The sequence below is a fragment of the Streptomyces sp. NPDC007205 genome (assembly GCF_040634095.1).
In the GTDB taxonomy this organism is placed as follows: domain Bacteria; phylum Actinomycetota; class Actinomycetes; order Streptomycetales; family Streptomycetaceae; genus Streptomyces.
In genome coordinates this window covers 13015-37340 of sequence record NZ_JBEYEW010000033.1, presented here as the reverse complement: position 1 = coordinate 37340, position 24326 = coordinate 13015, and the positions used below count along the sequence as shown (strand labels likewise).

At 72.0% G+C, this 24326-nt stretch carries 28 protein-coding genes; 13 read left to right on the top strand and 15 right to left on the bottom strand.

Annotation, left to right across the window (positions count from 1 at the left end):
• Nucleotides 1-2: 2 nt before the first annotated feature.
• The 7 genes from ABZ624_RS34280 (at nt 3) to ABZ624_RS34250 (ending at nt 6540) form a co-directional block, all read left to right on the top strand.
• Nucleotides 3-467, top strand: coding sequence for an FMN-binding protein (locus ABZ624_RS34280; RefSeq protein WP_360098037.1), 465 nt, complete (start codon nt 3-5; stop codon nt 465-467).
• A 73-nt stretch (nt 468-540) separates the two neighbouring features.
• Nucleotides 541-1923: a ferredoxin reductase family protein gene (locus ABZ624_RS34275; protein ID WP_360098034.1), complete on the top strand. Its 1383-nt coding sequence runs from the start codon at nt 541-543 to the stop codon at nt 1921-1923.
• A gap of 17 nt (nt 1924-1940) precedes the next feature.
• The gene (locus ABZ624_RS34270; RefSeq protein ID WP_360098031.1) at nt 1941-2720 is read left to right on the top strand and encodes an FMN-binding protein; all 780 of its coding nucleotides are present in this window, start codon (nt 1941-1943) and stop codon (nt 2718-2720) included.
• Complete coding sequence (locus ABZ624_RS34265; RefSeq protein ID WP_360098028.1) at nt 2713-3516, top strand: FAD:protein FMN transferase; 804 nt, start codon at nt 2713-2715, stop codon at nt 3514-3516. The genes ABZ624_RS34270 and ABZ624_RS34265 overlap by 8 nt, the downstream gene beginning before the upstream one ends.
• Nucleotides 3517-3611: 95 nt before the next feature.
• Nucleotides 3612-3782: a hypothetical protein gene (locus ABZ624_RS34260; RefSeq protein WP_360098025.1), complete on the top strand. Its 171-nt coding sequence runs from the start codon at nt 3612-3614 to the stop codon at nt 3780-3782.
• Between the two features lie 74 nt (nt 3783-3856).
• Complete coding sequence (locus ABZ624_RS34255) at nt 3857-5671, top strand: ABC transporter ATP-binding protein (protein WP_360098022.1); 1815 nt, start codon at nt 3857-3859, stop codon at nt 5669-5671.
• The gene (locus ABZ624_RS34250; RefSeq protein WP_360098019.1) at nt 5668-6540 is read left to right on the top strand and encodes a serine/threonine-protein kinase; all 873 of its coding nucleotides are present in this window, start codon (nt 5668-5670) and stop codon (nt 6538-6540) included. Before ABZ624_RS34255 ends, ABZ624_RS34250 begins: the two co-directional genes overlap by 4 nt.
• Nucleotides 6541-6557: 17 nt before the next feature.
• Here ABZ624_RS34250 and ABZ624_RS34245 read toward each other — a convergent pair whose 3' ends face one another.
• The 9 genes from ABZ624_RS34245 to ABZ624_RS34205 form a co-directional block, all read right to left on the bottom strand.
• The gene (locus ABZ624_RS34245) at nt 6558-7316 is read right to left on the bottom strand and encodes a hypothetical protein (RefSeq protein WP_360098016.1); all 759 of its coding nucleotides are present in this window, start codon (nt 7314-7316) and stop codon (nt 6558-6560) included.
• The gene (locus ABZ624_RS34240) at nt 7306-7893 is read right to left on the bottom strand and encodes a sigma-70 family RNA polymerase sigma factor (RefSeq protein WP_360098013.1); all 588 of its coding nucleotides are present in this window, start codon (nt 7891-7893) and stop codon (nt 7306-7308) included. Before ABZ624_RS34240 ends, ABZ624_RS34245 begins: the two co-directional genes overlap by 11 nt.
• Nucleotides 7894-8003: 110 nt before the next feature.
• On the bottom strand, nt 8004-8549 hold the full coding sequence (locus tag ABZ624_RS34235; RefSeq protein WP_360098010.1) for an arginine repressor: 546 nt from the start codon (nt 8547-8549) through the stop codon (nt 8004-8006).
• Nucleotides 8550-8556: 7 nt separating this feature from the next.
• Nucleotides 8557-9762, bottom strand: a complete 1206-nt coding sequence (locus tag ABZ624_RS34230) for an acetylornithine transaminase (RefSeq protein WP_360098007.1) — start codon at nt 9760-9762, stop codon at nt 8557-8559.
• Nucleotides 9759-10673 (bottom strand): acetylglutamate kinase, encoded by a 915-nt coding sequence (gene argB / locus ABZ624_RS34225; protein WP_360098004.1) that lies wholly within the window; start codon nt 10671-10673, stop codon nt 9759-9761. The genes ABZ624_RS34230 and argB overlap by 4 nt, the downstream gene beginning before the upstream one ends.
• A complete protein-coding gene (gene argJ, locus ABZ624_RS34220; RefSeq protein WP_360098001.1) occupies nt 10670-11821 on the bottom strand; it encodes a bifunctional glutamate N-acetyltransferase/amino-acid acetyltransferase ArgJ in 1152 nt (383 codons plus the stop codon). Before argJ ends, argB begins: the two co-directional genes overlap by 4 nt.
• Nucleotides 11818-12846 carry an N-acetyl-gamma-glutamyl-phosphate reductase gene (gene argC, locus ABZ624_RS34215; protein ID WP_360097998.1) on the bottom strand — a complete coding sequence of 343 codons (1029 nt, stop codon included), beginning with the start codon at nt 12844-12846 and terminating at the stop codon, nt 11818-11820. The genes argJ and argC overlap by 4 nt, the downstream gene beginning before the upstream one ends.
• A 56-nt stretch (nt 12847-12902) precedes the next feature.
• A complete protein-coding gene (locus ABZ624_RS34210) occupies nt 12903-13274 on the bottom strand; it encodes a GtrA family protein (RefSeq protein WP_360097995.1) in 372 nt (123 codons plus the stop codon).
• Between the two features lie 125 nt (nt 13275-13399).
• The gene (locus ABZ624_RS34205) at nt 13400-14002 is read right to left on the bottom strand and encodes an ABATE domain-containing protein (RefSeq protein WP_360097992.1); all 603 of its coding nucleotides are present in this window, start codon (nt 14000-14002) and stop codon (nt 13400-13402) included.
• Nucleotides 14003-14096: 94 nt separating this feature from the next.
• On the opposite strand from ABZ624_RS34205, the gene ABZ624_RS34200 reads away from it, so the two are divergent.
• Together ABZ624_RS34200 and ABZ624_RS34195 are read left to right on the top strand one after the other, a co-directional pair.
• Nucleotides 14097-15329, top strand: coding sequence for a cysteine desulfurase (locus tag ABZ624_RS34200; protein WP_360097989.1), 1233 nt, complete (start codon nt 14097-14099; stop codon nt 15327-15329).
• A gap of 109 nt (nt 15330-15438) precedes the next feature.
• Complete coding sequence (locus tag ABZ624_RS34195) at nt 15439-15885, top strand: DUF6314 family protein (protein ID WP_360097986.1); 447 nt, start codon at nt 15439-15441, stop codon at nt 15883-15885.
• On the opposite strand, the gene ABZ624_RS34190 is transcribed toward ABZ624_RS34195, so the two are convergent.
• The 3 genes from ABZ624_RS34190 to ABZ624_RS34180 all read right to left on the bottom strand — a co-directional run bounded on the left by ABZ624_RS34190 (nt 15867) and on the right by ABZ624_RS34180 (nt 18500).
• Nucleotides 15867-16460 (bottom strand): histidine phosphatase family protein, encoded by a 594-nt coding sequence (locus tag ABZ624_RS34190; protein ID WP_360097983.1) that lies wholly within the window; start codon nt 16458-16460, stop codon nt 15867-15869. The two genes, ABZ624_RS34195 and ABZ624_RS34190, sit on opposite strands and share 19 nt — an antisense overlap.
• Before the next feature lie 110 nt (nt 16461-16570).
• Nucleotides 16571-17008: a GNAT family N-acetyltransferase gene (locus tag ABZ624_RS34185; protein WP_360097980.1), complete on the bottom strand. Its 438-nt coding sequence runs from the start codon at nt 17006-17008 to the stop codon at nt 16571-16573.
• Nucleotides 17009-17018: 10 nt separating this feature from the next.
• Complete coding sequence (locus ABZ624_RS34180; RefSeq protein ID WP_360097977.1) at nt 17019-18500, bottom strand: PLP-dependent aminotransferase family protein; 1482 nt, start codon at nt 18498-18500, stop codon at nt 17019-17021.
• Here ABZ624_RS34180 and ABZ624_RS34175 point away from each other — a divergent pair.
• Together ABZ624_RS34175 and ABZ624_RS34170 are read left to right on the top strand one after the other, a co-directional pair.
• Nucleotides 18499-19410 (top strand): DMT family transporter, encoded by a 912-nt coding sequence (locus ABZ624_RS34175; protein ID WP_360097974.1) that lies wholly within the window; start codon nt 18499-18501, stop codon nt 19408-19410. The two genes, ABZ624_RS34180 and ABZ624_RS34175, sit on opposite strands and share 2 nt — an antisense overlap.
• Nucleotides 19411-19429: 19 nt before the next feature.
• A complete protein-coding gene (locus ABZ624_RS34170; protein ID WP_360097971.1) occupies nt 19430-19657 on the top strand; it encodes a DUF1918 domain-containing protein in 228 nt (75 codons plus the stop codon).
• Here the strand turns inward: ABZ624_RS34170 and ABZ624_RS34165 are convergent.
• Complete coding sequence (locus tag ABZ624_RS34165) at nt 19627-20853, bottom strand: family 10 glycosylhydrolase (protein ID WP_360097968.1); 1227 nt, start codon at nt 20851-20853, stop codon at nt 19627-19629. The genes ABZ624_RS34170 and ABZ624_RS34165 overlap by 31 nt on opposite strands.
• 175 nt (nt 20854-21028) lie before the next feature.
• Between ABZ624_RS34165 and ABZ624_RS34160 the strand changes: the two genes are divergently transcribed.
• Together ABZ624_RS34160 and ABZ624_RS34155 are read left to right on the top strand one after the other, a co-directional pair.
• Nucleotides 21029-21901: a 3-hydroxybutyryl-CoA dehydrogenase gene (locus ABZ624_RS34160; protein ID WP_360097965.1), complete on the top strand. Its 873-nt coding sequence runs from the start codon at nt 21029-21031 to the stop codon at nt 21899-21901.
• Nucleotides 21902-22094: 193 nt separating this feature from the next.
• Nucleotides 22095-22352 carry a hypothetical protein gene (locus ABZ624_RS34155; RefSeq protein WP_360097962.1) on the top strand — a complete coding sequence of 86 codons (258 nt, stop codon included), beginning with the start codon at nt 22095-22097 and terminating at the stop codon, nt 22350-22352.
• Here ABZ624_RS34155 and ABZ624_RS34150 read toward each other — a convergent pair.
• Both ABZ624_RS34150 and ABZ624_RS34145 read right to left on the bottom strand, forming a co-directional pair.
• Nucleotides 22349-22885 carry an NUDIX hydrolase gene (locus ABZ624_RS34150; RefSeq protein ID WP_360097959.1) on the bottom strand — a complete coding sequence of 179 codons (537 nt, stop codon included), beginning with the start codon at nt 22883-22885 and terminating at the stop codon, nt 22349-22351. The genes ABZ624_RS34155 and ABZ624_RS34150 overlap by 4 nt on opposite strands.
• 65 nt (nt 22886-22950) lie before the next feature.
• Nucleotides 22951-24291 carry a transcriptional regulator gene (locus ABZ624_RS34145; protein ID WP_360097956.1) on the bottom strand — a complete coding sequence of 447 codons (1341 nt, stop codon included), beginning with the start codon at nt 24289-24291 and terminating at the stop codon, nt 22951-22953.
• Nucleotides 24292-24326: the final 35 nt, after the last annotated feature.

Below are 24326 nucleotides of genomic sequence, written 5' to 3'. Positions count from 1 at the left end.
AAGTGCACGCCCTGAAGAAGAACCGCCCCCTGCGCCGCATCGTCCTGGCGAGTGCCGCCACGGTCTCCGGGATGGTGCTGCTGCTGTCGCTGAAGCCGCACACGGCTCCCACGTTGGCGACGGCGAGCACCCGGCCACCTGCCGTGTCCGGCGGTTCGAGTCCGTCGACCGGCTCCGGTTCCCGTTCCGGCACCAGGACCGTCACCGGTGACACCGTCCGGACCCGCTGGGGACCGGTCCGGGTACGGGCGACGATCAAGAGCGGCAGGCTCACGGACGTGACGGCCGTGCAGTACCCGCAGGACAACCCGCGCGACCAGGAGATCAACAGCTACGCGCTCCCCCAGCTGCGGCGCGAGGCGCTGGCCGCGCAGAGCGCGGACATCGACATGGTGTCGGGCGCCACGTACACCAGCACCGGCTACCGGCAGTCCCTCCAGTCCGCGCTGGACTCGGCGGGGCTGTGAGGCGGGGCCCCTGAACACCCGGCGCATGCGGCACGTATCTCTGGGCCAAGGGTCAAGTCCCCACGGAGGAACCGTGACCACCACGCTCGCAGGCGGACGTGCCGCCCGCCGACAGACGATGCGCCGCATCCGCCCGCGCCGCTCCCCGGCCGTCCCGCTGCTGCTCGCCGTCTGGGCGGGCGCGGCGGCCGTGCTGTGGCTCTGGTGGCACAACACACCGTCCGTCGCCGACGACAACAGCAGGATCCTCAACGCGGGCCGGATCACCGGCCTGCTGGCCGGCTATCTGATGGCGCTGGTCGTGCTCCAGATGGCACGCGTACCGGCGCTGGAGCGCCGGGTCGGCTCCGACCGGGTGGCCCGCTGGCACGCGATGAGCGGCCGTTACACGCTCTGCCTGATCGTGGCGCACGTGTTCCTCACCATGTGGGGGTACGCGCTGCAGGCGGGCAAGTCGCTCGGCGACATCGTGCAGCAGACCGTCGACTCCATCAACCAGCTGCCCGACCTGGGCAAGGCGGCCGTCGGCACCGGCGTGTTCGTGCTCATCGGGCTGACGTCGATCGGCGGGATCCGCCGCCGGATGCCGTACGACACCTGGTACCACGTCCACCTGATGACGTACGCGGCGGTGTTCCTGACGTTCTGGCACCAGATCAGCACCGGGAACGACTTCGCGGTCGAGCCCGCCGCCAAGACCTTCTGGTACGGCCTGTACGGCACCGTCACCGCGCTGGTGATCTGGTACCGCATCCTCACCCCGGTCCGGCTGAACCTGCGGCACCGCATGCGCGTGGAGGCGGTCATCGAGGAGACCCCGGGCATCGTGTCGGTGCTGATCGGCGGGCGGAGGCTGCACCGGATGGGCGCCGAGGCGGGACAGTTCTTCCGCTGGCGGTTCCTCGCCCCCGGGATGCGGTTCAGCTCGCACCCGTACTCCCTGTCGGCGGCGCCCCGCCCCGACATGCTGCGGATCACGGTCAAGGCCATCGGTGACCACAGCGAGCGGCTGCGCGAGCTGACGCCCGGCACCCGGGTGTGGGCGGAGGGCCCGTACGGCGCGATGACCGCGCAGCGCCGCAGCCGGGGCAAGGTTCTGCTGGTCGCGGGCGGGGTCGGGATCACGCCGATGCGGGCGCTGTTCGAGACGCTGCCCGGCGCGGCCGGTGACATCACCCTGCTCTACCGGGCCAACAGCACCCAGGACCTGGCGCTGTGGGACGAGCTGGCGAAGATCGCCGACGAACGGGGCGCCCGGCTGATGTACGCGGTGAACAGTCCGGAGGGCGAGCGGCCGGACATCTCGGCGGAGAACCTCCAGCGGAAGATCCCGGACATCGAGCGCCACGATGTGTTCATGTGCGGCCCGGCCGGGTTCGCGCAGTCGGTGTACGAGGCGCTGCGCGGCGCGGGGGTCCCCGCCCGCCGCATCCACCACGAGTCGTTCGAGATGTGAGCAGGAGCTGCGAAGCGATGAGGAAGAGCCACCCGATCCGGCGCGTCGTCCTGGCCACGGCCGCCACCGTGTCCGGTGTCGTACTGCTGCTGTCGCTGAAGCCGGCGTCCGGCCCGGCCTCGGCGTCGGCGGTGGGCGCGGCACCGTCACAGGGCGCGGGGGCGCAGCAGTCACCGCAGGGCGGCACCGCGGGCGACGCGCAGGCCTCCGCCGGCTCCGGCACGGTGACCGGTGACGCGGCGCAGACGCAGTACGGGACCGTGCAGGTACGGCTGACCGTGGCCGGCGGCAAGGTCACCCAGGCCGAGGCGGTGCAGGCGCCCAAGGGCGGACTCAGCGACCAGAAGACCGCCATGGCCGTGCCCAGGCTCAACCAGGAGGCCGTCGCGGCACAGAGCGCGCGGATCGACTCGGTGTCGGGGGCGACGTACACGAGCGCGGGGTACAGGAAGTCGCTGCAGTCGGCGCTGGACAAGGTGAAGTCGGCGCCGGCGGCGCACGCCGGATCCTCGGGGGCCGCGCAGGCGCGCACCGTCACCGGGAAGGTCGCGCAGACCCAGTACGGTCCCGTCCAGGTGCGCGTCACCGTCGCCGGTGGCAAGGTCACCAAGGCGGAGGCGGTACAGGCGCCCAAGGGCGGCCTCAGCGACCAGAAGACGGCCATGGCGGTCCCGAAGCTCAACCAGGAGGCCGTCGCGGCCGGGAACGCGGACATCGACGCCGTCTCCGGCGCGACCTACACCAGCACCGGCTACAAACAGTCGCTGCAGTCCGCGCTGGACCAGGCCGGTGGCTGACACGGTGACCGGGCCGGCCGGGACTCCCGCCGCGGTGCGTCATGCGGAGGAGGTCATGGGGACCGTCTTCTCCTTCGACGTCCGCGGCGGGGATCCGCGTGCGGTACGGGAGGCGCTGGCCGAAGCGGTCGCCGGGCTGCACCGGGCGGACGCGGTCTTCAGCACCTACCGGGAGGACAGCGAGATCTCGCGGCTGGCCCGGGGCGAGCTGACCGTGGCGGAGTGCGCGCCGGAGGTCGCCGAGGTGCTGGACCTCGCGGCCGAGGCGGAACACACGAGCGAGCGCTGGTTCAGCCCCCGGTACCGGGGTGCCCTGGATCCCACCGGGATCGTCAAGGGCTGGGCGGCGGAGCGGGCCGCGCGGCTGCTGGCGGAGGTGGCCGGGGTGCGCGGGGTCAGCGTGAACGGAGGCGGGGACGTGCAGATGCTGGGTTCGCCGGAGCCGCACCGGCCGTGGCGCGTGGGCGTGTCCGACCCGTTGCGTCCGGGCGGTCTCGCGGCGGTGATCTCGGCAGCGGGCGCGGACGAACTGTCGGTGGCGACGTCGGGCACGGCCGAGCGGGGCGCACACATCGTGGACCCGCGGACGGGCAGGCCCGCGGTCACGGACCTGGTGTCGGTGACGGTGGTGGGGCCCCGGCTGACCTGGGTGGACTGCTGGGCCACGGCGGCGTTCGCGATGGGGTCGCGGGCGGGGCTGGGGTGGCTGGAGTCCCTGCCGGACGTGGAGGGCCTGCTGATCACGGCGGGCGACGAGGTGCGCTGCACCGGGGGGTTGGCGGCGCGTCTGGGCTGACGCCGACGTTTTCCCGGGCAACTTTTTTCCTGCGAAGCCATCCGAATCGCGCCCTGAGACGTACCCCCTGTGAAACAAGTTTCGGGAGGAACGCAATGGCTATCTTCAGCAAGCTCATGCCGGCCAGGCGCGACCACGGCGACCACGGCGGCAGCGGGCACGACAACGGCAGCGGCCACGGCCACGACCACGGCGACCACGGCGACCACGGCGACCACGGTGACCACGGCGGCGACCACGGCCACGGCGGCCACGGCGGCTACTGATCCCACAGGAAAGCTGAGCGGACCGGGACAGCGAATGACCCGGTCCGCTTCGGCGGTCCCGAAGAACGCATCCCATGGTGCACGTCCTGCGGCGTCTGCTGGCGGCGGGTGAGGTCTCCGACTCCGTCGTCGCGGCGGCACCCCCTGTCCCGCCGCGTGAGGTGTTCCGGCGGTTCTGGCCCTACACCAGGGGCGGCCGCCGCTGGCTGGTCCCCGTTCTCTTCTTCAGCCTGGCCGGTCCGCTGGTCGAGGGCGCGGAGATCTGGATCTTCAAGGTCGTCGTGGACGATGTCCTCGTCCCCCGCGACCTGCGGCCGCTGCTCTGGATCGCGCCGGCCTATCTGGGGCTCATGGTGTGCTCCGGCATCCTGGACTTCGCCGACGGCGTGACGTCCACCTGGGTCGGCGAACGTTTTCTGCTCTCGCTCCGCGCCGATGTGTTCCGGCACGTCCAAGGGCTCTCGCTCGGCTTCTTCGAACGCCGGCGGCTCGGGGACGTGCTCTCCCGCATCACGGGGGACGTCGACGCGGTCGAGACGTTTCTGCTCTCGGGCGTGGCGGATGCCCTCTACTACGTGATCCAGCTGGGTGTCTTCCTGAGCCTGCTGTTCTACCTGCGGTGGGACCTCACGCTGCTCGCCCTGGCCATCGTGCCACTGTTCTGGGCCGCCGCCCGGCACTTCTCGCGGCTGATCAAGACGGCGTCACGGGAGCGCAGGCGGCGCAGCGGCTCGCTCAGCGCCGTCGCCGAAGAGGCGCTCGGCAACGTCGCCCTGGTCCAGGCGTACAACCGGCAGGGGTGGGAGGAGAGCCGGTTCGAGCGGGAGAGCGTCGGCAGGTTCAGGGCGGCGATGGTGTCGGCGCGGATCCGGGGCGTCTACCGGCCCCTCGTCGAGATCATCGAGGTGGTCGGCGGCCTCGCGGTGATGGGCCTCGGCACGTGGAAGCTGGCGCAGGGACAGCTCACGCTGGGCGGGCTGCTGGTCTTCCTGGCGCTGATCGGCAAGCTCTACACCCCGGTCCGCGGCCTGTCCCGCCTCGGCAACACCTTCTACGCGGCTTCCGCCTCGGCCGAACGGATCGTCGAGCTGCTGGACCAGCGGCCGCAAGTGGTCGAGGCCCCGGGCGCCCGCCGGATCGGCCGCGCGCGGGGCGCGGTGGAGTTCGACGGAGTCTGGTTCCGCTATCCCGGCGCCTCCTCGTGGGCGCTGTCGGACGTGTCCTTCCATGTGGCGCCCGGGGAGACCCTGGCGCTGGTCGGGGCCAGCGGAGCCGGCAAGTCGACGCTCGCCAAGCTCCAGCTGCGCTTCTACGACCCCGACCGGGGAGCGGTCCGCCTGGACGGCGTCGACCTGCGGGACCTGCGTCTGGCCGACGTGCGGGAGAACGTCGCCGTGGTGCTCCAGGAGACGCTGGTCTTCCACGGCACCGTGCGGGAGAACATCGCCTACGGCCGGCCGGAGGCCACGGACGAGGAGATCCTCGCGGCGGCGCGTGCGGCGGACGCCCACGAGTTCGTCGAGCTGCTCCCCGAGGGGTACGACACCCCGGTCGGCCAGCGCGGCCGGACGCTGTCCGGCGGGCAGTGCCAGCGGCTGGCGATCGCCCGGGCGATGCTCAGGGACGCTCCCGTGCTGCTCCTGGACGAGCCGACCACCGGGCTCGACGTCCGGTCGGGCCGGCGGATCATGGACCCGCTGCGCCGGCTGATGGCCGGGCGGACGACCGTGGTCATCTCCCACAACCTGCTCACTGTCCGGGACGCCACGCGCATCGTGGTGCTCGACCACGGGCGCATCGTCGAGCACGGCGCCCACGACGATCTGCTGGGGCGCGGCGGCACGTATGCCCGGCTGCACCGGCTGAGCGCGGGCGCGGTGCTGTCATGAGCGGCCCCGCCCCCCTCCCGCCGGGCACGAAACCGGCTCCCGGGTACGAGATCCTGGCCCATCTGACCCGCACCGGCTGGCTCGACGTCTACGACGCCTGGAGCGAGGAACGGGCCTGCCGGTGCGTGATCAAGGCGCTGCGTCCGGACCGCCGGGAGGAGGAGCGGGTGCGCGAGCGGCTGTTGCGGGAGGGCCGTTGGCTGCGGGAGTTCAGCCATCCGCACCTGGTCCGGTGCTATGACAGCTTCGCGTCGCCGGAACCGCTCGTGGTCCTGGAGACGCTGACCGGCGAGACGCTGTCGTACCTCGTGGGCCGGTTGCGGCGCCGGCCGGCCGCGGCGGACGTGGCGCTGCTCGGCGGGCAGTTGTGTTCCGCGGTCCACTATCTGCACGGCCGGGGTCTGCTGCACCTGGACCTCAAGCCGTCCAACGTGGTGGTGGAGCGCGGCCATGCGAAGGTGCTGGACCTGAGCGTCGCGCGGCCGCCCGGGCCGGCGCCCGCCGGACTGGGCACGCTCTGCTACCTGGCCCCGGAGCAGGCCCGCGGCGGTGTGCTCACGGCCGCCGCCGACGTATGGGGCATCGGCGTCACGCTGTTCGAGGTGGCGTGCGGTGACGTGCCGTTCGGCCACGGGGAGACCGGGTCCCGGAACGGGGCCGCGGCGCAGGACGACACCCCCGGCGGCCCGGACAGCCGGTGCCCGCAGGCGGAGCGGACCGCCCCGCCGATCGCCTCCCGGCGGCGGCTGCCGCCCGCGCTCGCCGCCGCCGTCGACAGCTGCCTGCGGATCGACCCGGCGTCCCGGCCCACGGTCGCCGAACTCGCCGCAGCCCTGGAGTCGGCGCTGCCCCTGACGCGCCGTCCGTGAGCCGGACCGGCTGCGTCTCAGGCCTCCGCCGGCTCGACCACCTGGCCCTTTTGCAGATCGGCTGTGGCGAAGACGGTGCCGTCCGGCGACGTCAGCCGGGCGCGGGAGACGGCCGACAGGTCGCCGTGAGCCCCGATGCCCCAGTCGCCGCGGCCGCCGCGCACGGGGAAGTCCCCGATGCGGAGCAGGCTGCCGTCCGAACGCTCGAGAAGACAGGTGACCGTTCCACTGTAGGCGGCGTGGGCCCCGGAGAGATCGACGGACATGAAGATCCAGGCGGGGCTGCCCGGGTGGGCGTAGAACTCGCCGACCGACCGGCCGCTGGCCGCGATCATGTCGCCCACCAGCATGGGCTCGGAAATGGTGGCGGGTGCGGCCGCCGTGACCTCCTGCACCGCGGTGCCGAGCGCCCAGCCGGCGAACCCGATGGCGACCGCGAGCGTGGTGGCGACCGCCGCGAGCCGCAGCCGGGCCCGGCGCACATGGCCGCGGAGTGGCCGGGGCATGCGACTGGACGCGCGCGCGCCCTCCGGCCCGGTCGCCTGCTGGACCAGACTGCGCGCTACCCGGCCCTCGAAGCCGGGCGGCGGGTCGCTGTCCGGCAACAGGCCGATCAGCCGGTCGCCGATCAGGGTGAGTTGCCGGACGTGCTCCCGGCAGTGCGCGCACCGGTCCAGGTGGGCGACCGCCTCGGCCCGCTCGCTGCCGCACAGCACACCCAGTGCGAGCTCGGCGCCGATCTCGCGCAGCGTGTCGCAGCTACGGTCACTGGACATGGTCGCCTCGTTGCGAAGACACGAGGGTGGTGCGCAGTTTCGCCATCGCGGCCCTGACCCGCGTCTTGGCGGTGCCCAGCGGGATCCCCTCCCGGTCGGCGATCTGCTGGGCCGTCAGCCCGTAGATGCCCGCCATCACCAGCGCCCGGGCCTGTCCCCGCGGCAGCCGCGCCAAGGCGGCCCGGAGCTGGGAGGAGGCCTCGTCGGCCAGGGCCCACTGCTCGGGGGTCTCGGTGACGGCATCGAGGAGGGCGTCGAGTTCCTCCGACGCCATCGGCTCGGTCCGGCGTGCGCGGACGGCGTCGACGGCCAGGTTGTGCGCGATGGTCGTCAGCCAGGTGGCGACCGAGCCCCGCCGGGAGTCGTAGATCTGGGCATGCTGCCACGCCCGCTCGAACGTCAGCTGGGCGACGTCCTCAGCGACTTGCTGATCACGCGTGACCGCCATGGCGACTCCGAACACCCGGTGCTGGAACCTTCGCACGAAGACTTCGGCGAGTTCCGGATCACCGGTGGCCAGCCCGGACAGCAGAGCCTCGTCCGGGAGGCGGCTCACGGGAAACCGGAATCCCGACACACTTCTGTATACGGTCGAGGGCCTCCACGGGATTGCCCGCAAGGTCGCCCGCCCGCCGCGGAAGATCACATTCCCATTCTGCTCCGCCCGGCAGGCCGCCGCATGCGGGGTCAGTGACCGTTCTGCGCCAGCCGCAGCAGATGGTCCGCCAGGGCCTGTCCCCCGGTCGGCTCCCGGCTGATCAGCAGCAGCGTGTCGTCGCCGGCGATCGTGCCCAGGATGTCGTGCAGTTCGGCCTGGTCGATGGCCGAGGCCAGGAACTGCGCGGCACCCGGCGGGGTGCGCAGGACCACGAGGTTGGCGGAGGCCTCCGCGGAGATCAGCAGCTCCTGGGACAGGCGCCGCATCCGCTCCTCCTTCGCCGACTCCCCGAGCGGCGCGCGCGGGGTGCGGAACCCGCCCTCGCTCGGCACCGCGTAGATCAGCTCGCCGTCGGTGTTGCGGATCTTCACCGCGTTCAGCTCGTCGAGGTCCCGGGAGAGCGTCGCCTGGGTGACGCTCAGCCCGTCGTCGGCGAGCAGCTTCGCCAGCTGGCTCTGCGAACGCACCGGCTGCCGGTTGAGGATGTCCACGATCCGGCGGTGCCGCGCGGTACGGGTCTGCGGGACGGCCGGTCCGGCACCCGCCGCCTGCTCGTGATCCTGCGCCTGGCTCATCGTCGTCCTATTCTCCGGATCGTCCGTCCCCATTCACTGGGTTCGCTGCGTCGAGGATTCCGGGCAGCGCCTGGAGGAAGGCACCCGCCTCGGCGTCGGAGAGGTTCAGCGGCGGCATGAGCCGTACGACGTCGGGGGCGGGCGCGTTCACCAGGAACCCGGCCTCCTGGGCCGTCTGCTGCACCTGCTGCGCGCGCGGCCCGGTGAGCACGATACCCAGGAGCAGGCCCGCACCCCGCACATAATCGATCAACGGGTGGCCCAGTCCCTCGATTCCCTCGCGCAGCTTCTCGCTCTGCCGCTTGACGTTCTCCAGCAGTCCGTCGTTCGCCACGGTGTCGAGCACGGCGAGTCCGGCGGCACAGGCGACCGGGTTGCCGCCGAAGGTGGTGCCGTGGTGGCCGGGGTGGAGCAGTTCGGCGGCCCGGCCGAAGGCCACGGTGGCGCCGAGCGGCAGTCCGCCGCCGAGCTGCTTGGCGAGGGTGACGACATCGGGCAGCACACCCTCGTGGGCCTGGTACTCGAACCAGGTGCCGGTACGGCCGATGCCGGTCTGCACCTCGTCCAGGACCAGCAGGGCGCCGGTGGCCGCGGTGATGGCGCGGGCGGCCTTGAGGTAGCCGGCCGGCGGGACCACGACACCGTTCTCGCCCTGGATCGGCTCGATGATGACCAGCGCCGTCTCCTCGGTGACCGCGGCGGCGAGCGCCTGGGCGTCGCCGTAGGGGACATGGGTGACGTCGCCGGGCAGCGGCCGGAAGGGATCCTGCTTGGCGGGCTGGCCGGTGAGCGCGAGCGCGCCCGTCGTACGGCCGTGGAAGCCGCCGCTGGTGGCGACCATGTGGGTGCGCCCGGTGAGCCGGCCGATCTTGAAGGCGGCCTCGTTGGCCTCGGCGCCGGAGTTGCAGAAGAAGACCCGGCCCTCCCGGCCGAAGAGCTGGAGAAGCCGTTCGGCGAGGGCGACGGTGGGCTCGGCCATGAAGAAGTTGGAGATGTGGCCGAGCTGCCCGATCTGCCTGCTGACGGCCTCGACGATCGCCGGGTGGGCGTGGCCGAGGGCGTTGGTCGCGATGCCCCCGACGAAGTCGTGGTACTCCCGGCCCTCGGCGTCCCACACCTTCACGCCCTCGCCGCGCACGAGAGGCAGCCGCGGGGTGCCGTAGTTGTTCATGAGCGCGCCCTGCCAGCGCTGGGTCAGCTCCTGGTTACTCATGACTCCCCCTGTTCGACCGGAATGTCGTCGGGCACGACCATCGTGCCGATGCCTTCGTCGGTGAAGATCTCCAGCAGGATCGAGTGCTGGACCCGGCCGTCGATGACCCGGGCGGTGTGCACGCCGTTGCGCACGGCGTGCAGACAGCCCTCCATCTTCGGCACCATGCCGGAGCTCAACTCCGGCAGCAGCTTCTCCAGTTGGGAAGCGGTGAGACGGCTGATCACCTCGTCGGAGTTCGGCCAGTCCTCGTAGAGGCCCTCGACGTCGGTGAGGACCATGAGGGTTTCGGCGCCCAGTGCCGCAGCGAGTGCCGCAGCCGCCGTATCAGCATTGACGTTGTAGACATGTCCGTCGTCCTGACTGCGGGCGATCGAGGAGACGACCGGGATACGGCCGTCGGCGAGCAGCGCCTCGATGGCGCCCGTGTCGATCGCGGTGATCTCGCCGACCCGTCCGATGTCGACCAGTGCGCCGTCGATCTCCGGCTGGTGCTTGATGGCGGTGATGGTGTGCGCGTCCTCGCCGGTCAGGCCGATGGCGAACGGCCCGTGCTGGTTGAGCAGACCGACCAGCTCGCGCTGCACCTGGCCCGCGAGCACCATCCGTACGACGTCCATGGCGTCCTCGGTGGTGACGCGCAGGCCCGCCTTGAACTCGCTGACGATGCCGTGCCGGTCGAGGGCCGCGCTGATCTGCGGGCCGCCGCCGTGGACGACGACCGGCTTGAGGCCGGCGTGCCTGAGGAAGACGACGTCCTGGGCGAAGGCGGCCTTCAGTTCCTCGTTCACCATGGCGTTGCCGCCGAACTTGATGACGACGATCTTGCCGTGGTGCCGGGTCAGCCAGGGCAGCGCCTCGATCAGGATCTGGGCCTTGGGCAGTGCCGTGTGCTTGCGCGTCGTGGTCATGAGGAGTAGGCGCTGTTCTCGTGGACGTAGTCGGCGGTGAGGTCGTTGGTCCAGATGGTCGCGGTCTCGGTACCGGCGGCCAGGTCGGCGACGATGTGCACCTCGCGGTACCGCATGTCGACCTTCTCGCGGTCCTCACCGACGGAACCGTTCTTGCAGACCCACACTCCGTTGATGGCGACGTTGAGCTGGTCCGGTTCGAAGGCGGCCTGCGTGGTGCCGATCGCGGAGAGCACGCGGCCCCAGTTGGGGTCCTCGCCGTGGATCGCGCACTTGAGGAGGTTGTTGCGGGCGATGGAGCGGCCCACCTCGACGGCGTCCGCCTCGCTGGCCGCGTTGACCACCTCGACCTTGATGTCCTTGCTGGCGCCCTCGGCGTCACCGATGAGCTGCCGGCCGAGGTCGTCGCAGACCTGCGTCACGGCTGCGGCGAACTCCTCGTACTCGGGGGTGATGCCCGAGGCGCCGGAGGCGAGCAGCAGGACGGTGTCGTTGGTGGACATGCAGCCGTCGGAGTCGACCCGGTCGAAGGTGACCCTGGTGGCGGCGCGCAGGGCCTTGTCCAGGGTCTCGTTGTCCAGGTCGGCGTCGGTGGTGAGGACGACGAGCATGGTGGCGAGGCCGGGGGCGAGCATGCCCGCGCCCTTCGCCATGCCGCCGACCGTCCAGCCGTCCTTGGTGACCACTGAGGTCTTGTGGACGGTGTCGGTGGTCTTGATGGCGATGGCGGCCTTCTCACCGCCGTACTCGGACAGCTGGGCGGCGGCCGTCTCCACACCGGGGAGCAGCTTGTCCATGGGCAGCAGGACGCCGATGAGGCCGGTGGAGCAGACGGCGACCTCGATGGCGCCCCGGCCGAGCGCCTCGGCTGCCTTCTCGGCGGTGGCGTGGGTGTCCTGGAAGCCCTTCGGGCCCGTACAGGCGTTGGCGCCACCGGAGTTGAGGACGACGGCGGAGACCTGGCCGCCCTTCATGACCTGCTCGGACCACAGCACCGGCGCGGCCTTCACACGGTTGGAGGTGAAGACGCCCGCGGCGGCACGGCGGGGCCCGTTGTTGACCACGAGGGCCAGGTCGGGGTTGCCGTTCTCCTTGATCCCGGCGGCGATGCCCGCCGCCGTGAATCCCTTGGCTGCCGTGACGCTCACGGTGCGACTCCGATCGTGGAAAGCCCCGTCGTCTCAGGGAGACCCAGGGCGATGTTCATGCTCTGGACGGCACCGCCCGCGGTGCCCTTGGTCAGGTTGTCGATGGCGCTGATCGCGATGATGCGGCCCACGGACTCGTCGTACGCGACCTGGACCTGAACGGCGTTGGAACCGTGGACGGACGCTGTCGCGGGCCACCGGCCCCCGGGGAGCAGATGGACGAAGGGCTCGTCGGCGTAGGCCTTCTCGTAGGCGGCCCGCAGGGACTCCTCCGTCACCCCGTCGACAGCGGACGCGCTGCACGTGGCGAGGATTCCGCGCGGCATCGGCGCGAGCATCGGCGTGAAGGAGACCTTCACGGACCGGCCGGCGACCCCGCTGAGGTTCTGGATCATCTCGGGGGTGTGCCGGTGGCCGCCGCCGACGCCGTACGGCGACATGGAGCCCATGACCTCGCTGCCGAGCAGATGCGGCTTGGGTGCCTTGCCCGCGCCGGAGGTGCCGGACGCGGCGACGATCACCGCCTCGGGCTCGGCCAGTCCTGCGGCGTAGGCCGGGAACAGGGCCAGGGACACGGCGGTGGGGTAGCAACCGGGCACCGCGATGCGCTTGGACCCCTCCAGCGCGGCGCGGGCACCCGGAAGTTCGGGGAGGCCGTAGGGCCAGGTACCGGCGTGCTCGGAGCCGTAGAAGGTCTCCCAGTCGGCCGGGTCCCTCAGCCGGAAGTCGGCGCCCATGTCGACCACGAGGACGTCCGGGCCGAGCTGCTCGGCGACGGCGGCGGACTGTCCGTGCGGCAGCGCGAGGAAGACCACATCGTGCCCGGCGAGCGCCTCGGCCGTGGTCGGGGCGAGCACACGGTCGGCCAGCGGCAGCAGATGGGGCTGGAGCGCGCCGAGCCGCTGGCCGGCGTTGGAGTTCCCGGTCAGGGCACCGATCTCGACCTCGGGGTGTGCGAGGAGCAGGCGCAGGAGCTCTCCGCCCGCGTATCCGCTCGCTCCGGCCACCGCCGCACGTACCGCCATGTCCATCCTCCTCGTGATGGCATGACTATACGTAGCGCTGCACTTTTATGCAACGACTATGCGATCGGCCTGGGGAGCATCACCCAGCGGGAGACGACGAAGGTGACCGGGATCGCCGCGGCGGAGGCGAGCAGCGGGGCGAAACGGCTGCCGGCGTGCAGGACGTCGACGATCACATACACGCCGACCGTGGTGATGAGGAAGTTGGTCACATTGGTCAGGGGGAACAGCAGGAACTTCCGCCAGGTGGGCCGCGTCCGGTAGGTGAAGCGGGCGTTCAGGAAGAAGGATCCGACCATGCTGAGCGCAAAAGCGAGAACATGCGCGGCCAGGTAGGGCAGCCACGTGAGGAACACCAGGTAGAGACAGTAATAGGCGGCGGTGTTGATGACGCCGACCAGGGCGAAGGTGAGGATCTGTCGCTTCAAGGAGTGAGGTCTTTCGTCCGTTCCACGTCGGTCGCCTTCACCGGAAAGTGCGGACGACCCTTCACCTCGTGGTAGATGCGGCCGGTGTCCTCCCGGATCACTCCGGGCCGCACAGATTCCAGGAGTTACGGTGAACCCGCCTTGCGGGCCGCATAGGCGCGGGCGGCCCGGACCCGGTTGCCGCACTTGGTCGTGCACCAGCGGCGGGCGCCGTGGGAGCGCAGGAACCAGCGGGCGCAGCCCTGGGCGGCACACTCGGTGAGCTGGCCGGCGTCCGCGCCGGTGAGCAGGTCGGCGGCATCCTCGGCGAGCAGCGAGAGCGCGGCGGCGGCCGGGTTTCCGGTGTCGGGGAGGTCGGCGCGCCGGGGGCCGTCGGGGGTCCAGGCGAGCCGGGGGGTGGCGGGCGCGGCGGCGAGGGCGGCGTTGAGGGCATCGAGGGCGCCGGCCGGTGGATCGCCCACGGTGCCGCGGGCCTCGAAGAGGGCGCGCATCGCCTCGCGCAGGGCGCGCAGCCGCCCGGACTGTCTGCCGTTCAGGTCCACCCGGTCGGGCAGCAGCTCGTGCCGGACCAGCCAGAGATGCGCTGCCTCGGTGTCGTCGAGCAGGTCGACCTCGCCGTGGCTGACGGTGAAGCGTGTGTTGACCAGCGCCAGCGAGACATACCGGTCCTCGCCCGGAACCGGGAGCTGGCGCAGATGGACGGGGGCCTCGTGATCCACGGCCCTCATGATAATCCTTGCGCTTCTCCGTGAGGAAGGCTTAGCGTGCCTCACGGAGAACACCCGCCGAAACCGTGAGACAGACCCTGAGAGGTGAGCCGTCGTGGCCTTCGACGTGCACGCGCTGCGCAAGGACTTCCCGATCCTGGAGCGGACCCTGGACAGCGGCGCCCCGCTCGTCTACCTGGACTCCGGGGCCACCACCCAGAAACCGCTGCAGGTCCTCGACGCCGAGCGGGACTTCTACCTGAACCGCAACGCGGCCGTGCACCGCGGCGCGCACCAGCTCGCGGGCGAGGCGACGGAGGCGTACGAGCAGTCCCGGCGGACGGTCGCCCGGTTCATCGGCGCCGCCGCCGACGAGGTGGTCTTCACCCGGAACACCACCGAGGGCATCAACCTCGTCGCCTACGCGCTCGGCAACGCGGGCCGGCTCGGCCCCGGCGACCGGATCGTGGTGACCGAGATGGAGCACCACGCGAACCTGGTCCCCTGGCAGCAGCTCGCCGAGCGGACCGGGGCCCGGCTCGACTGGTTCGGGCTCACCGACGACGGCCGGCTCGACCTGTCCCGGGCCGACGAGCTGCTGGACGAGCACACCAAGGTGCTCGCCCTCACCCACCAGTCCAATGTGCTCGGCACGCTCAACCCGGTCCGCGAACTCGCCGACCGCGCCCATGCGTTCGGCACCCTGGTGGTCGTGGACGGCGCCCAGTCGGTGCCGCACCGCCCGGTCGACGTGACGGACCTGGGCGCGGACTTCCTCGCCTTCTCCGGGCACAAGATGCTCGGCCCGAACGGCGTCGGCGTGCTGTGGGGACGCGCGGACCTGCTCGCCGGCCTGCCGCCGTTCCTCACCGGCGGCTCGATGATCGAGCTCGTCGAGATGGACCGCACCACCTTCCTGCCGCCGCCGCAGCGCTTCGAGGCGGGCGTGCCGATGACCTCGCAGGCGGTGGGGCTCGCGGCGGCGGTGGAGTACCTGGAGCGGCTGGGCATGGCGGAGGTGGCGGCGTACGAGGACACCCTCACCGCCCGCGCCCTGGAGCTGCTCGGCGAGGTCCCCGGCGTGCGGATCGTCGGCCCGCGCGACCTCACCGACCGTGGCTCGGCGGTCTCCTTCACCGTCGACGGCATCCACCCGCACGACGTGGGTCAGGTGCTGGACGAGCGGGGCGTGGCGGTCCGCGTGGGCCACCACTGCGCCCGGCCGATCGTCAGGCGGTACGGCATCCCGGCGACCACCCGGGCGAGCTTCTACGTCTACAACACCCTGGACGAGGTGGACGCGCTGGTGGAGGGGGTCCGGGCGGCCCAGGAGTACTTCGGCAGTTGACCTGCGCCGCCCTGGTGCTGCGGGCGACGATCCGGCACCTGCACCGCCACACGGTCACGCTTTAAGCTCGATCGCGTCCGAAGGGGGCGGGGAACGGAAAGGCACTGAGGTGAACGACGGGTTCTGGCCGGTGGCCGACGTGCTGGCGCACCTCACCGGCCGCTGGCGCGTCGAGCGGGGCGTGCGGGATCTTGCGGGCGGGGACGAGGGCCGCTTCGAGGGTGTCGTCCACTTCACCCCGCTGACCGGCCCGGGCCTGCTGCACGAGGAGTCCGGCACCTTCACCTGGCAGGGCGTGACGCGCCCGGCGACCCGGACGCTGCGGTTCCTGCCGGGGCCCACGCCGGGCACGGCCGACGTGCGGTTCGCGGACGGGCGGCCCTTCCACCGGCTGGACCTGACCACGGGCCGGTATGTCGCCGACCACCCGTGCGCGGCCGACCTCTACCGGGGTGAGTTCACCGTCCAGGACGCCGACCACTGGCGCACGGTGTGGCGGGTCGGCGGTCCGGCGAAGGATCTGGTGCTGACCACGGACTATGTGCGCGAGGGCTGAGCGCGGACAGTGTCCAGGCGGAGGTTCCAGCGGCCCGCGCCGCCGGTGACGGTGGACGCGGACAGCGGGCGCACGTCGATGTTCCAGTAGGTCGCGGGCGGCGCCTTCAGGGCGTAGACCAGGGCCGCGCGGATCACGGCGGGCTCGGCCACGGCGACGATCCGGCCGGCGTCGTCCGCCGGCCGGGTGTCCAGCCAGCCGCCGACCCGGGAGATGAAGGCCAGCAGGGACTCGCCGCCGTGCGGGGTGGCGCGCGGATCGGCGAGCCAGGCGTCCACCGCCTCCGGCTCCCGGGCCATCGCCTCGCCCAGGGTCATCCCGCGCCAGCGGCCCATGTCGCACTCCCGCAGGGCCAGTTGGACCAGCGGGGCATACCCGAGCGCGTCGCCGGTGGCCCGGCTGCGCGGGGTCGGCGAGCAGTAGCGCAGCTCGGCCGCCGCCAGCGGCAGCAGGTCCCCGGCGGCGCGCTGGACCTCGTCCCAGCCGGCCTGGTCCAGCGGCCGGTCGTCCTCGAAGCGCTCCGCGAGGAGCGGGGCGCTGCGTGCGGCGGCGACGAACGTCACCCTCAGTGGCATGCGGTGATGGTGAGCCCAGGGTGAGTGCAGGTCAAGGGCTGTCGCCGGGAAGTTACGGTGGGTGTACGGCAGCTCACCGCAACGGGCTGCCCAGGCGAAGGAACGGACCCCTACTGGAAGGGGTGGACCATCCACTGGTCGGGGCGGTCCAGCGGCCGGAAGCCCACCTTCTCGTACACCCCTTGGGCGTCCTGTGTGGCGAGCAGCATGCGGCGCAGGCCGTACGGGCCCAGGTGGTCGCGGATACGGCCGACGAGGGCGGTGCCGAGGCCCTTGCCGCGCACCGAGCGGTCCACGTACACATCGGCGAGCCAGGCGAACAGCGCCTGGTCGGTCACCACGCGCGCGTAGGCCACCTGCTCCCCCGAGGCCCGGTCGTACACCCCGAAGTTCAGCGAGGACGCCATGGCCCGCTCGTGCTTCTCGCGGGTCCGGCCGATCGCCCAGTAGGCGTCGGCCGACAGCCATCCGTGGACGCGGTCGACGTCGACGCGGGCGGTGTCGGCGGAGAACTCATAGCCGTCGGGGAGGGCGGGTGCGTCACTCATACCGGGATCCTCACAGGCCGAGGGCACGGGCGTCGACCGGATTCGTCCGCACCGCGCCCTGGAACACCTCGTCGCAGGCCGTCCGCAGGCGCCGTACCCCTTCGGTGATCTCGCCGGTCCCGGCGACCGCCGCGAAGCTCAGGCGGAGGTGGGCGGCGGGGGGTTCGGCGCTGAAGTAGGGGCGGCCGGGAGTGAGGGCGACGCCGGCGCGGAGCGCGGCCGAGGTGAGGGCGGACTCGTCGGTGCCGTCGGGGAGCCGGAGCCAGAGGTGGTAGCCGCCGGACGGGATGTGCGGCAGGGCGACCTCGGGCAGGTGCGCCGCGAGTGCGGCCGTCATGGCGTCGCGGCGGGTCTTCAACTCGGCGGACAGGGACCGCAGATGGCGGGGCCAGGCCGGGGAGCCGACCAGTTCCAGGGCCGCTTCCTGCAGCGGCCGGGGGACGAAGAAGCTGTCCACGACCTGGATGGCGCGCAGCCGTTCCAGCACCGGCCCGCGCGCGGCCAGTGCGCTCACCCGGAAGCTGGGCGAGGTGGCCTTGGTGAGCGAGCCGACGTGCACGACCACCCCGTCCGGGTCGTCGGCGGCCAGCGGGCGGGGCAGCGGGCCCGCGTCGGCGTGCACCAGACGCCGGACGAAGTCGTCCTCGACGACGAACGCGCCGGCCTCGCGGGCGATGCGCAGCACCTCGGCGCGCCGGGCCGGGGCCAGGACGGCACCGGTCGGGTTCTGGAACAGCGGCTGGCAGACGAACACCCGGGCGCCGCTGGCCCGGAAGGCGTCGGCGAGCAGGTCGGGGCGTACGCCGTCGGGGTCCACGGGTACCGGGACGGGGCGCAGTCCGGCGGCGCGGGCGAGGGCCAGCATGCCGGGGTAGGTGGGTGACTCGACGAGGACCGGGGCGCCGGGCTGGGCGAGCGCGCGCAGGGCGGTGGCCAGGGCGGACTGGCCGCCGGCCGCGATCAGCACCTCGGCGGCCGTGACGGCGCCGCCGATGCCGCGCGCGAACCACTCCCGCAGTTCCGGCAGTCCCTCCAGCGGCGGCCTTCCCCAGGCGCCCGGCCGCCGCCCGGCCCGGGCCAGGGCCGCCGCCATGGCCCGCTCCGGCTGCAGGGAGGGATGCGGATAGCCGCCGTTGAACTCCAGCACGCCGGGCGGCGGCGCGGCCAGTGACACGGTGACCCCGGAGGCGTCGACCGTGCGCGGTACGAGCTCGGCGGCGCCGTCGGCGCTCAGCGCGACCTCCTGCCAGGAGGTGTCCCCGGCGGGCGTTTCCGCGGTGCGCGGACCGGCCCGGAACGCGCCGGCTCCGGGCCGGGTGACGACCAGCCCCTCGGCGGCCAGCTGGGCGAGGGCGCGCGAGACGGTCACCGGACTCACGCGGAACCGCTCGACCAGCGCCCGACTCGACGGCAGCTTTCCACCTGGCGAGTAGCGGTCGAGGTCCCGTCGAAGCTCTTCTGCCAGTTCACTGACACTGCTACGCTGGTTCATGAGTACACAGAGTAGCGCTACTGTCCGGAGCTCGATAGCGGTCACCGCTCCCCGCGAGCGGCGCGGCCTCGGCACCGGCCTCGCCGCGCTCGGCGTCGCCTCCTTCTCGCTGACCTTCCCGGCCACCGCCTGGGGCCTGGAGAGCTTCGGCCCCTGGTCTCTTGTGGCCGTGCGCAGCGTCCTCGCCGCGCTCGTCGCGGGCGGTTGTCTCCTCGCCCTCCGGGTCCGGCTGCCCGAGCGCCGGCATCTGCCGGGTCTCGCCGTGGTCGCCGCCGGGGTGGTGCTCGGCTTCCCGATGCTGACCACGCTCGCCCTGCAGACCTCCACGACCGCGCACGCCGCCGTCGTGGTGGGCCTGCTGCCCTTGACCACCGCCGTGTTCTCCGCCCTGCGCACCGGCAGCCGGCCCTCGCGCCGGTTCTGGCTGGCCGCGCTGGCGGGGGCCGCGGCCGTGGTCGCCTTCACCGTGGCGCAGAGCGGCGGCGCGCTCACGGCCGCCGACGGCTTTCTCTTCGCGGCCCTGCTGGTGTGCGCGGCCGGCTACACCGAGGGCGGCCGGCTGGCCCGGGTCATGCCGGGCTGGCAGGTGATCGGCTGGGCGCTGGTGCTGTGCCTGCCGCTGAGCGTGCCCGCCGCCGCGGTGGCGCTGTCGTACGAGTCCGTGCACCTGACCGGGCACGGCATCGCCGGTCTGCTGTGGGTGGCGCTCGGCTCGCAGTTCCTCGGTCTGGTCGTCTGGTATCGCGGCATGGCGGCCATCGGCATCCCGCGGGCCAGCCAGTTGCAGTTGGCTCAGCCCCTGCTCACACTGGTGTGGTCGGCGCTGCTGCTGGGTGAGCACTTCACGGCGGCCGCCCCGGTGACCGCCGTCGCCGTGCTCGTGTGCATCGCCGTCACACAGCGGTCGTGATCATGAGGAGGGCCTGCAGATGCGTGCATCCAAGGGCGACCGTCTTGTCCAGCACGGCAGGGTGGTCGGCCAACACGACCAGGTCACTGAAGTAGTCGAAGTGCTGGGTTCGGAGGGCAACCCGCCGTACCGCGTCCGGTTCGAGGACGGGCACGAGGCGATCATGTCCCCCGGACCCGACTGCCAGGTCAAGCACCGGGACGAGCAGGCGATGGATCAACGGGGCGGCTTCGCCGATCGCCCGTAGTGGTCGGCGATCACGCGTGACATCGCCCCGACCGGGTCTGCCGCCACGTCCTTGGCGGCGAAGAACACATGCCCGCGCACCTGCGGGTAGCGAGCGGCGAGGGTGAGGTGCCGGGACAGCTCGACCGGGTCCTGCCAGGCCGAGGGCTGCCCGGCGGCCCCGGTCTTGTACAGGGCCTCGCCGAGGTAGAGGTGTGTGCCGGTGCCCTGCGCGACCGACGCCCACCAGTCGGCCAGTTTCGCGTAGTCCGCGTCGGCGAAGCCGATGTTCCAGTAGAGCTGCGGGGCGATGTAGTCGATCCACTGCTCGCGCACCCAGGTACGGGTGTCCGCGTACAGGTCGTCGTACGTCTGCACGCCCGCCCGGGTGTCCGAGCCGCGCGGGTCGGTCGAGGCGTTGCGCCAGACCCCGAACGGGCTGATCCCGAACCGGGTGCCGGGCCGGACCCGTTGGATGCCCGCGGCCATCTCCTTCACCAGCGTGTCGACGTTGTCCCGCCGCCAGGCGGCCCGACTGGAGAACTCGTCGCCGTACCGGTCGTAGGCGTCATCGTCGTCGAAGGTCTGGCCTGCGACCGGGTAGGGGTAGAAGTAGTCGTCGAAGTGGACGGCGTCGACCGGGTACGTGGCGACGGCGTCGAGCATCGCCTGCTGGACGAAGGCGCGGACCTCCGGCAGGCCGGGGTTGTAGTACAGCTTCCCGCCGTACCGCACCACCCAGTCGGGGTGCTCACGGGCCGGGTGCGAGGCGGCGAGCCGGCCGGGATCGGCGTGGTGGGCGATCCGGTACGGATTGAACCAGGCGTGCAGCTCCAGCCCCCGGGCGTGCGCCTCCCGCACCGCGGTGCCCAGCGGGTCCCAGCCGGGGTCGCCGCCCTGGGTGCCGGTGAGGTAGGCGGACCAGGGCTCGTACGGTGACGGCCACAGGGCGTCGGCGGTGGGCCGTACCTGCAGGATCACCGTGTTGAGCCGGTCGCGGGCCGCCCTGTCGAGATGGGCGGTCAGCTCGCCGCGCTGCGCGGCCGCGGTGAGGCCGGGCCGGGAGGGCCAGTCCCGGTTGGACACCGTCGCGATCCACACGCCCCGCATCTCGGGGGCCGAGCGGTGCCGACGAGCCGGTGCCGCGACCGCCAACGGCGCCGTGACCAGCGAGGACAGCGACGCCAGGAGGAAAGCCCGCCGTGCCGGCCGCCTCATCCGCACACCCCCGTACGCTACGGATCCGCTCCGTCACGGATCGTTCCGCGCCCCAGGATGCACCCACCCGAGCGATCGATCATCGATACTTGGCGGTAACGTGCACGATCGGAGCAGGCGCCGAACCCGGAGGTCTGCCAGCGAGAGCCGGAACACCAGCGAAGGGGACGATGTAGTGGGCTTCCCATCGGGAGACATTGCGCGGGTCGGAGTCGTGGGCTGCGGCCAGATGGGCGCGGGCATCGCCGAGGTGTGCGCCCGCGCGGGGCTGGAGGTGAAGGTCGCCGAGACCACCGGCGAGGCCCTGGAGATCGGCCGTACCCGGCTGCTCAACTCTCTGACCAAGGCCGCCGAGCGCGGCAAGATCACCGAGGAGGAGCGGGACGCCACCCTGGCGCGCCTCAGCTTCACCACGGACCTGGGCGAGTTCGCCGACCGCGACCTCGTGATCGAGGCCGTCGTGGAGAACGAGCAGGTGAAGACGGAGATCTTCCAGGTGCTCGACCAGGTGGTGACCCGGCCGGACGCGATCCTCGCCTCCAACACCTCCTCGATCCCGCTGGTGAAGCTGGCGGTCGCCACCTCCCGCCCCGACCACGTCGTCGGCATCCACTTCTTCAACCCGGCCCCGGTGCAGCAGCTGGTCGAACTGATCCCGGCGCTCACGACCTCCGAGGGCACCCTCAGCCGCGCCCAGGTCTTCGCCGAGAAGGCGCTCGGCAAGCACGCCATCCGCGCCCAGGACCGCTCGGGCTTCGTGGTGAACGCGCTGCTCGTGCCCTACCTGCTCTCCGCGATCCGGATGTTCGAGTCGGGCATCGCCAGCCGTGAGGACATCGACAACGGCATGGAGATGGGCTGCGCCCACCCGATGGGCCCGCTGAAACTGTCCGATCTGATCGGCCTGGACACCATCGTCTCCATCGCCAACTCGATGTACGCCGAGTACAAGGAGCCGCTGTACGCCGCTCCGCCGCTGCTCCAGCGCATGGTCGAGGCGGGCCGGCTGGGCCGGAAGACCGGCTCGGGCTTCTACACCTACGGCTGATCACACAGAGCTACGCCCTATGGGCCCGGCACCGAATTCGGTGCCGGGCCCATCCGTTTCACACACCGTGTGCGCGCCGGGCACGCATATGCCCGTCGCACACGCTCCCCACGTGCCCACCAGGCGAGTTGACTCGCCATGCGCATGCAAGGGATGCGGAACCATCCATACCGACTACCGGAAGGAGCGACCCGTGACCGCCGATCCGGAGCATCCCGTGGTCCACGGAGAACTCGCAGAGTTACGGCGCCGCCTCGACGTGGCCTACGCCCGAGTCGAGGGAGGACTTGCGCTGCTCAGTCATCGCACCGAGGAGACCGCCAAGGACCTGGACGAGCTGAACTCCCGCATGGTCTCGCTGGAACACGCACGCTGGCCGCTGCCCTCACTCGCCGCGCTCACCGCGCTCGGAGCGCTCGTCGTGACGGTCTGGCAGGCACTGGCCCGCTAGCCCTCGGCGCGCCTGAGGTGGTACAGCAGGAGTAACGCGGCCGCCATGTTGGCGGCCGGGACCTCCCCACGGGCGATCAGGTCGGGGACGAGTTTGAGGGGAACCCATTCCCGGCGGTCCGACTCGAAGTCGTCCACGGGATGCCCGAGGTACTCGCCCCGGTCGGACCAGTAGATGTGGTGCCGGGCGTCGGTGAGGCCGTTGGACGGCTCCACGCTCATGAGGTGGTGCAGGGGCCCCGGCCGCCAGCCGGTCTCCTCCTCCAGTTCCCTGGCAGCGGCGCTCGCGATGTCCTCGCCGTCCTCCACGACACCCGCGGCCAGTTCCCAGCCCCAGCTGTCGGTGATGAACCGGTGCCGCCACAGCAGCAGCACCTCGTTGGCGTCGTTGACCACCGTCGCCACGGCCACGGGCCGCAGCCGGATCAGGAAGTGGTCGAGGTGCCGGCCGTCCGGCAGCTCGACATCTGCGAGATTGACGCTGAACCAGCGGTTCGCATACACAGTTTGTTCGTTCTGTTTCGTCCACTGCACGGTTCTGCCACCTTCCGCCGAGTAAGTGGCAATATCGCAGCAGGGACTGTGCACCTACAGTGGGCCTACAGCGGTACGCGCAGTGCCCCGTCGATGAGTTCGGCGGCCTCGGCGGTCCCGGCCGAGCCACAGCGCACCAGGTGTTCGCGTACCGCGCGGAGTCGGTCGCGCAGCCGCTGGGACTCCATCCCGCGGGCCTGCTCGGCCATCTGCACGGCGGTGGCCACCGCCTTGTCGGCGTTGCCCTGGCGCAGCTCGATGGTGCTGAGCATGGCGAGCCGGTGCACCCGCCCCCGGTCGTGGGCGGGGTTGTCGACCGCCGCCGCGGCATGCTCCCGGGCGGCGGCCAGCTCACCGAGGCTCAGCAGCGCCTCGGCCACCTGCACATTGACCAGGCCCGGCTGGACGTACCCCGTCTCGTCGGGCTCATGACCGCGCCGGATCCGGTCGGCGGCCTGCTCCGCGCGCCGGATGCAGGACAGGGCGCTGCCGGAGTCGCCGAGGTGGGCGTACGCCTTGGCCTGCATCGCGTACAGGTCCGAGGCCAGCGCCGGGGTGATGTGCTTGCCGGCGGCCCGCAGGGCGGCCTCGGCGAAGGCGACGGCCTGCCGGTACTCCCGCATGAACAGCGACTGGTTGACCAGCAGCGCTATGACATAGGCGCCGAGTCCCCGGTCTCCGCTGGCCTTCGCGAGTCTGAGGGCCTGGTGGAAGTAGCGCTGGGCGAGTCCGTGCGCGTCGGAGTCGTAGGCGCAGATGCCCGCGATGGCCACCAACCCGCCGGTGGCCCGGTGCAGTTGGCGCCCGGTGGCGTCGGTGTAGCTGCCGCGCAGCAGCGGCGCCGCCTCCGCGTTCAGAAAGCCGACGATCCGCGTCCGGGTCGCGACGCCGCCGGTCTTGCGGTACATCTGCTCGTAGTGCGTCCGCGCCGCCCGCAGCGTCTCGATGTCGGCCGCGGTGACCCGGTGCCGGCCGCCGCGCGAGACATCGACGTCCTCGGGCGGGTTCTCCCACTCCCACACCGGCATGACGGCCGGGGTTCCGGTGACGGCGGGAGCGCCCAGTACATGCGGCCGCTGTTGTTCGTCGGAACGCCACAGGGCGGTGGCGCGCTCGACGAACCCGCCCAGCGAACCGGCGTGCGGTGCGCTCGGCTCACCCGGCACTCCGAGGCCGATGTCGTCCAGGGTGACCGGCCGGTGCAGGCGCGCGGCCAGCACTTCGCAGATCAGGTCGGGCACCTGGCCGCGCGGCCGCTGGCCCTTCAACCAGCGCGCCACGGCGGTGTGTTCGTACCGGAGCGCGAGGCCCCGTCTCCGGCCCGCCTGGTTGACATGGGCGGCGAGACCGGCGTGCGAGATCCCCGCCTCGTCCAGGATCGCGTCGAGCAGAGTGTTGGGCTGCATGGGATGCCCCCCGAGTGGCCTGGTGCGGTCAGCGT

What these genes read in the sequence shown, in the direction of transcription:
- ABZ624_RS34260 (WP_360098025.1), top strand. Translation starts at nt 3,612, where the DNA reads ATGGCTATCTTCAGCAAGCTCATGCCGGCCAGGCGCGACCACGGCGAC.
- ABZ624_RS34165 (WP_360097968.1), bottom strand. Translation starts at nt 20,853, where the DNA reads ATGAGGCGGCCGGCACGGCGGGCTTTCCTCCTGGCGTCGCTGTCCTCG.
- ABZ624_RS34250 (WP_360098019.1), top strand. Translation starts at nt 5,668, where the DNA reads ATGAGCGGCCCCGCCCCCCTCCCGCCGGGCACGAAACCGGCTCCCGGG.
- ABZ624_RS34175 (WP_360097974.1), top strand. Translation starts at nt 18,499, where the DNA reads ATGAGTACACAGAGTAGCGCTACTGTCCGGAGCTCGATAGCGGTCACC.
- argC (WP_360097998.1), bottom strand. Translation starts at nt 12,846, where the DNA reads ATGGCGGTACGTGCGGCGGTGGCCGGAGCGAGCGGATACGCGGGCGGA.
- ABZ624_RS34185 (WP_360097980.1), bottom strand. Translation starts at nt 17,008, where the DNA reads ATGAGTGACGCACCCGCCCTCCCCGACGGCTATGAGTTCTCCGCCGAC.
- ABZ624_RS34255 (WP_360098022.1), top strand. Translation starts at nt 3,857, where the DNA reads ATGGTGCACGTCCTGCGGCGTCTGCTGGCGGCGGGTGAGGTCTCCGAC.
- ABZ624_RS34170 (WP_360097971.1), top strand. Translation starts at nt 19,430, where the DNA reads ATGCGTGCATCCAAGGGCGACCGTCTTGTCCAGCACGGCAGGGTGGTC.
- ABZ624_RS34235 (WP_360098010.1), bottom strand. Translation starts at nt 8,549, where the DNA reads ATGAGCCAGGCGCAGGATCACGAGCAGGCGGCGGGTGCCGGACCGGCC.
- ABZ624_RS34205 (WP_360097992.1), bottom strand. Translation starts at nt 14,002, where the DNA reads ATGAGGGCCGTGGATCACGAGGCCCCCGTCCATCTGCGCCAGCTCCCG.
- argB (WP_360098004.1), bottom strand. Translation starts at nt 10,673, where the DNA reads ATGACCACGACGCGCAAGCACACGGCACTGCCCAAGGCCCAGATCCTG.
- ABZ624_RS34180 (WP_360097977.1), bottom strand. Translation starts at nt 18,500, where the DNA reads ATGAACCAGCGTAGCAGTGTCAGTGAACTGGCAGAAGAGCTTCGACGG.
- ABZ624_RS34190 (WP_360097983.1), bottom strand. Translation starts at nt 16,460, where the DNA reads ATGCCACTGAGGGTGACGTTCGTCGCCGCCGCACGCAGCGCCCCGCTC.
- ABZ624_RS34245 (WP_360098016.1), bottom strand. Translation starts at nt 7,316, where the DNA reads ATGTCCAGTGACCGTAGCTGCGACACGCTGCGCGAGATCGGCGCCGAG.
- ABZ624_RS34145 (WP_360097956.1), bottom strand. Translation starts at nt 24,291, where the DNA reads ATGCAGCCCAACACTCTGCTCGACGCGATCCTGGACGAGGCGGGGATC.
- ABZ624_RS34270 (WP_360098031.1), top strand. Translation starts at nt 1,941, where the DNA reads ATGAGGAAGAGCCACCCGATCCGGCGCGTCGTCCTGGCCACGGCCGCC.
- ABZ624_RS34230 (WP_360098007.1), bottom strand. Translation starts at nt 9,762, where the DNA reads ATGAGTAACCAGGAGCTGACCCAGCGCTGGCAGGGCGCGCTCATGAAC.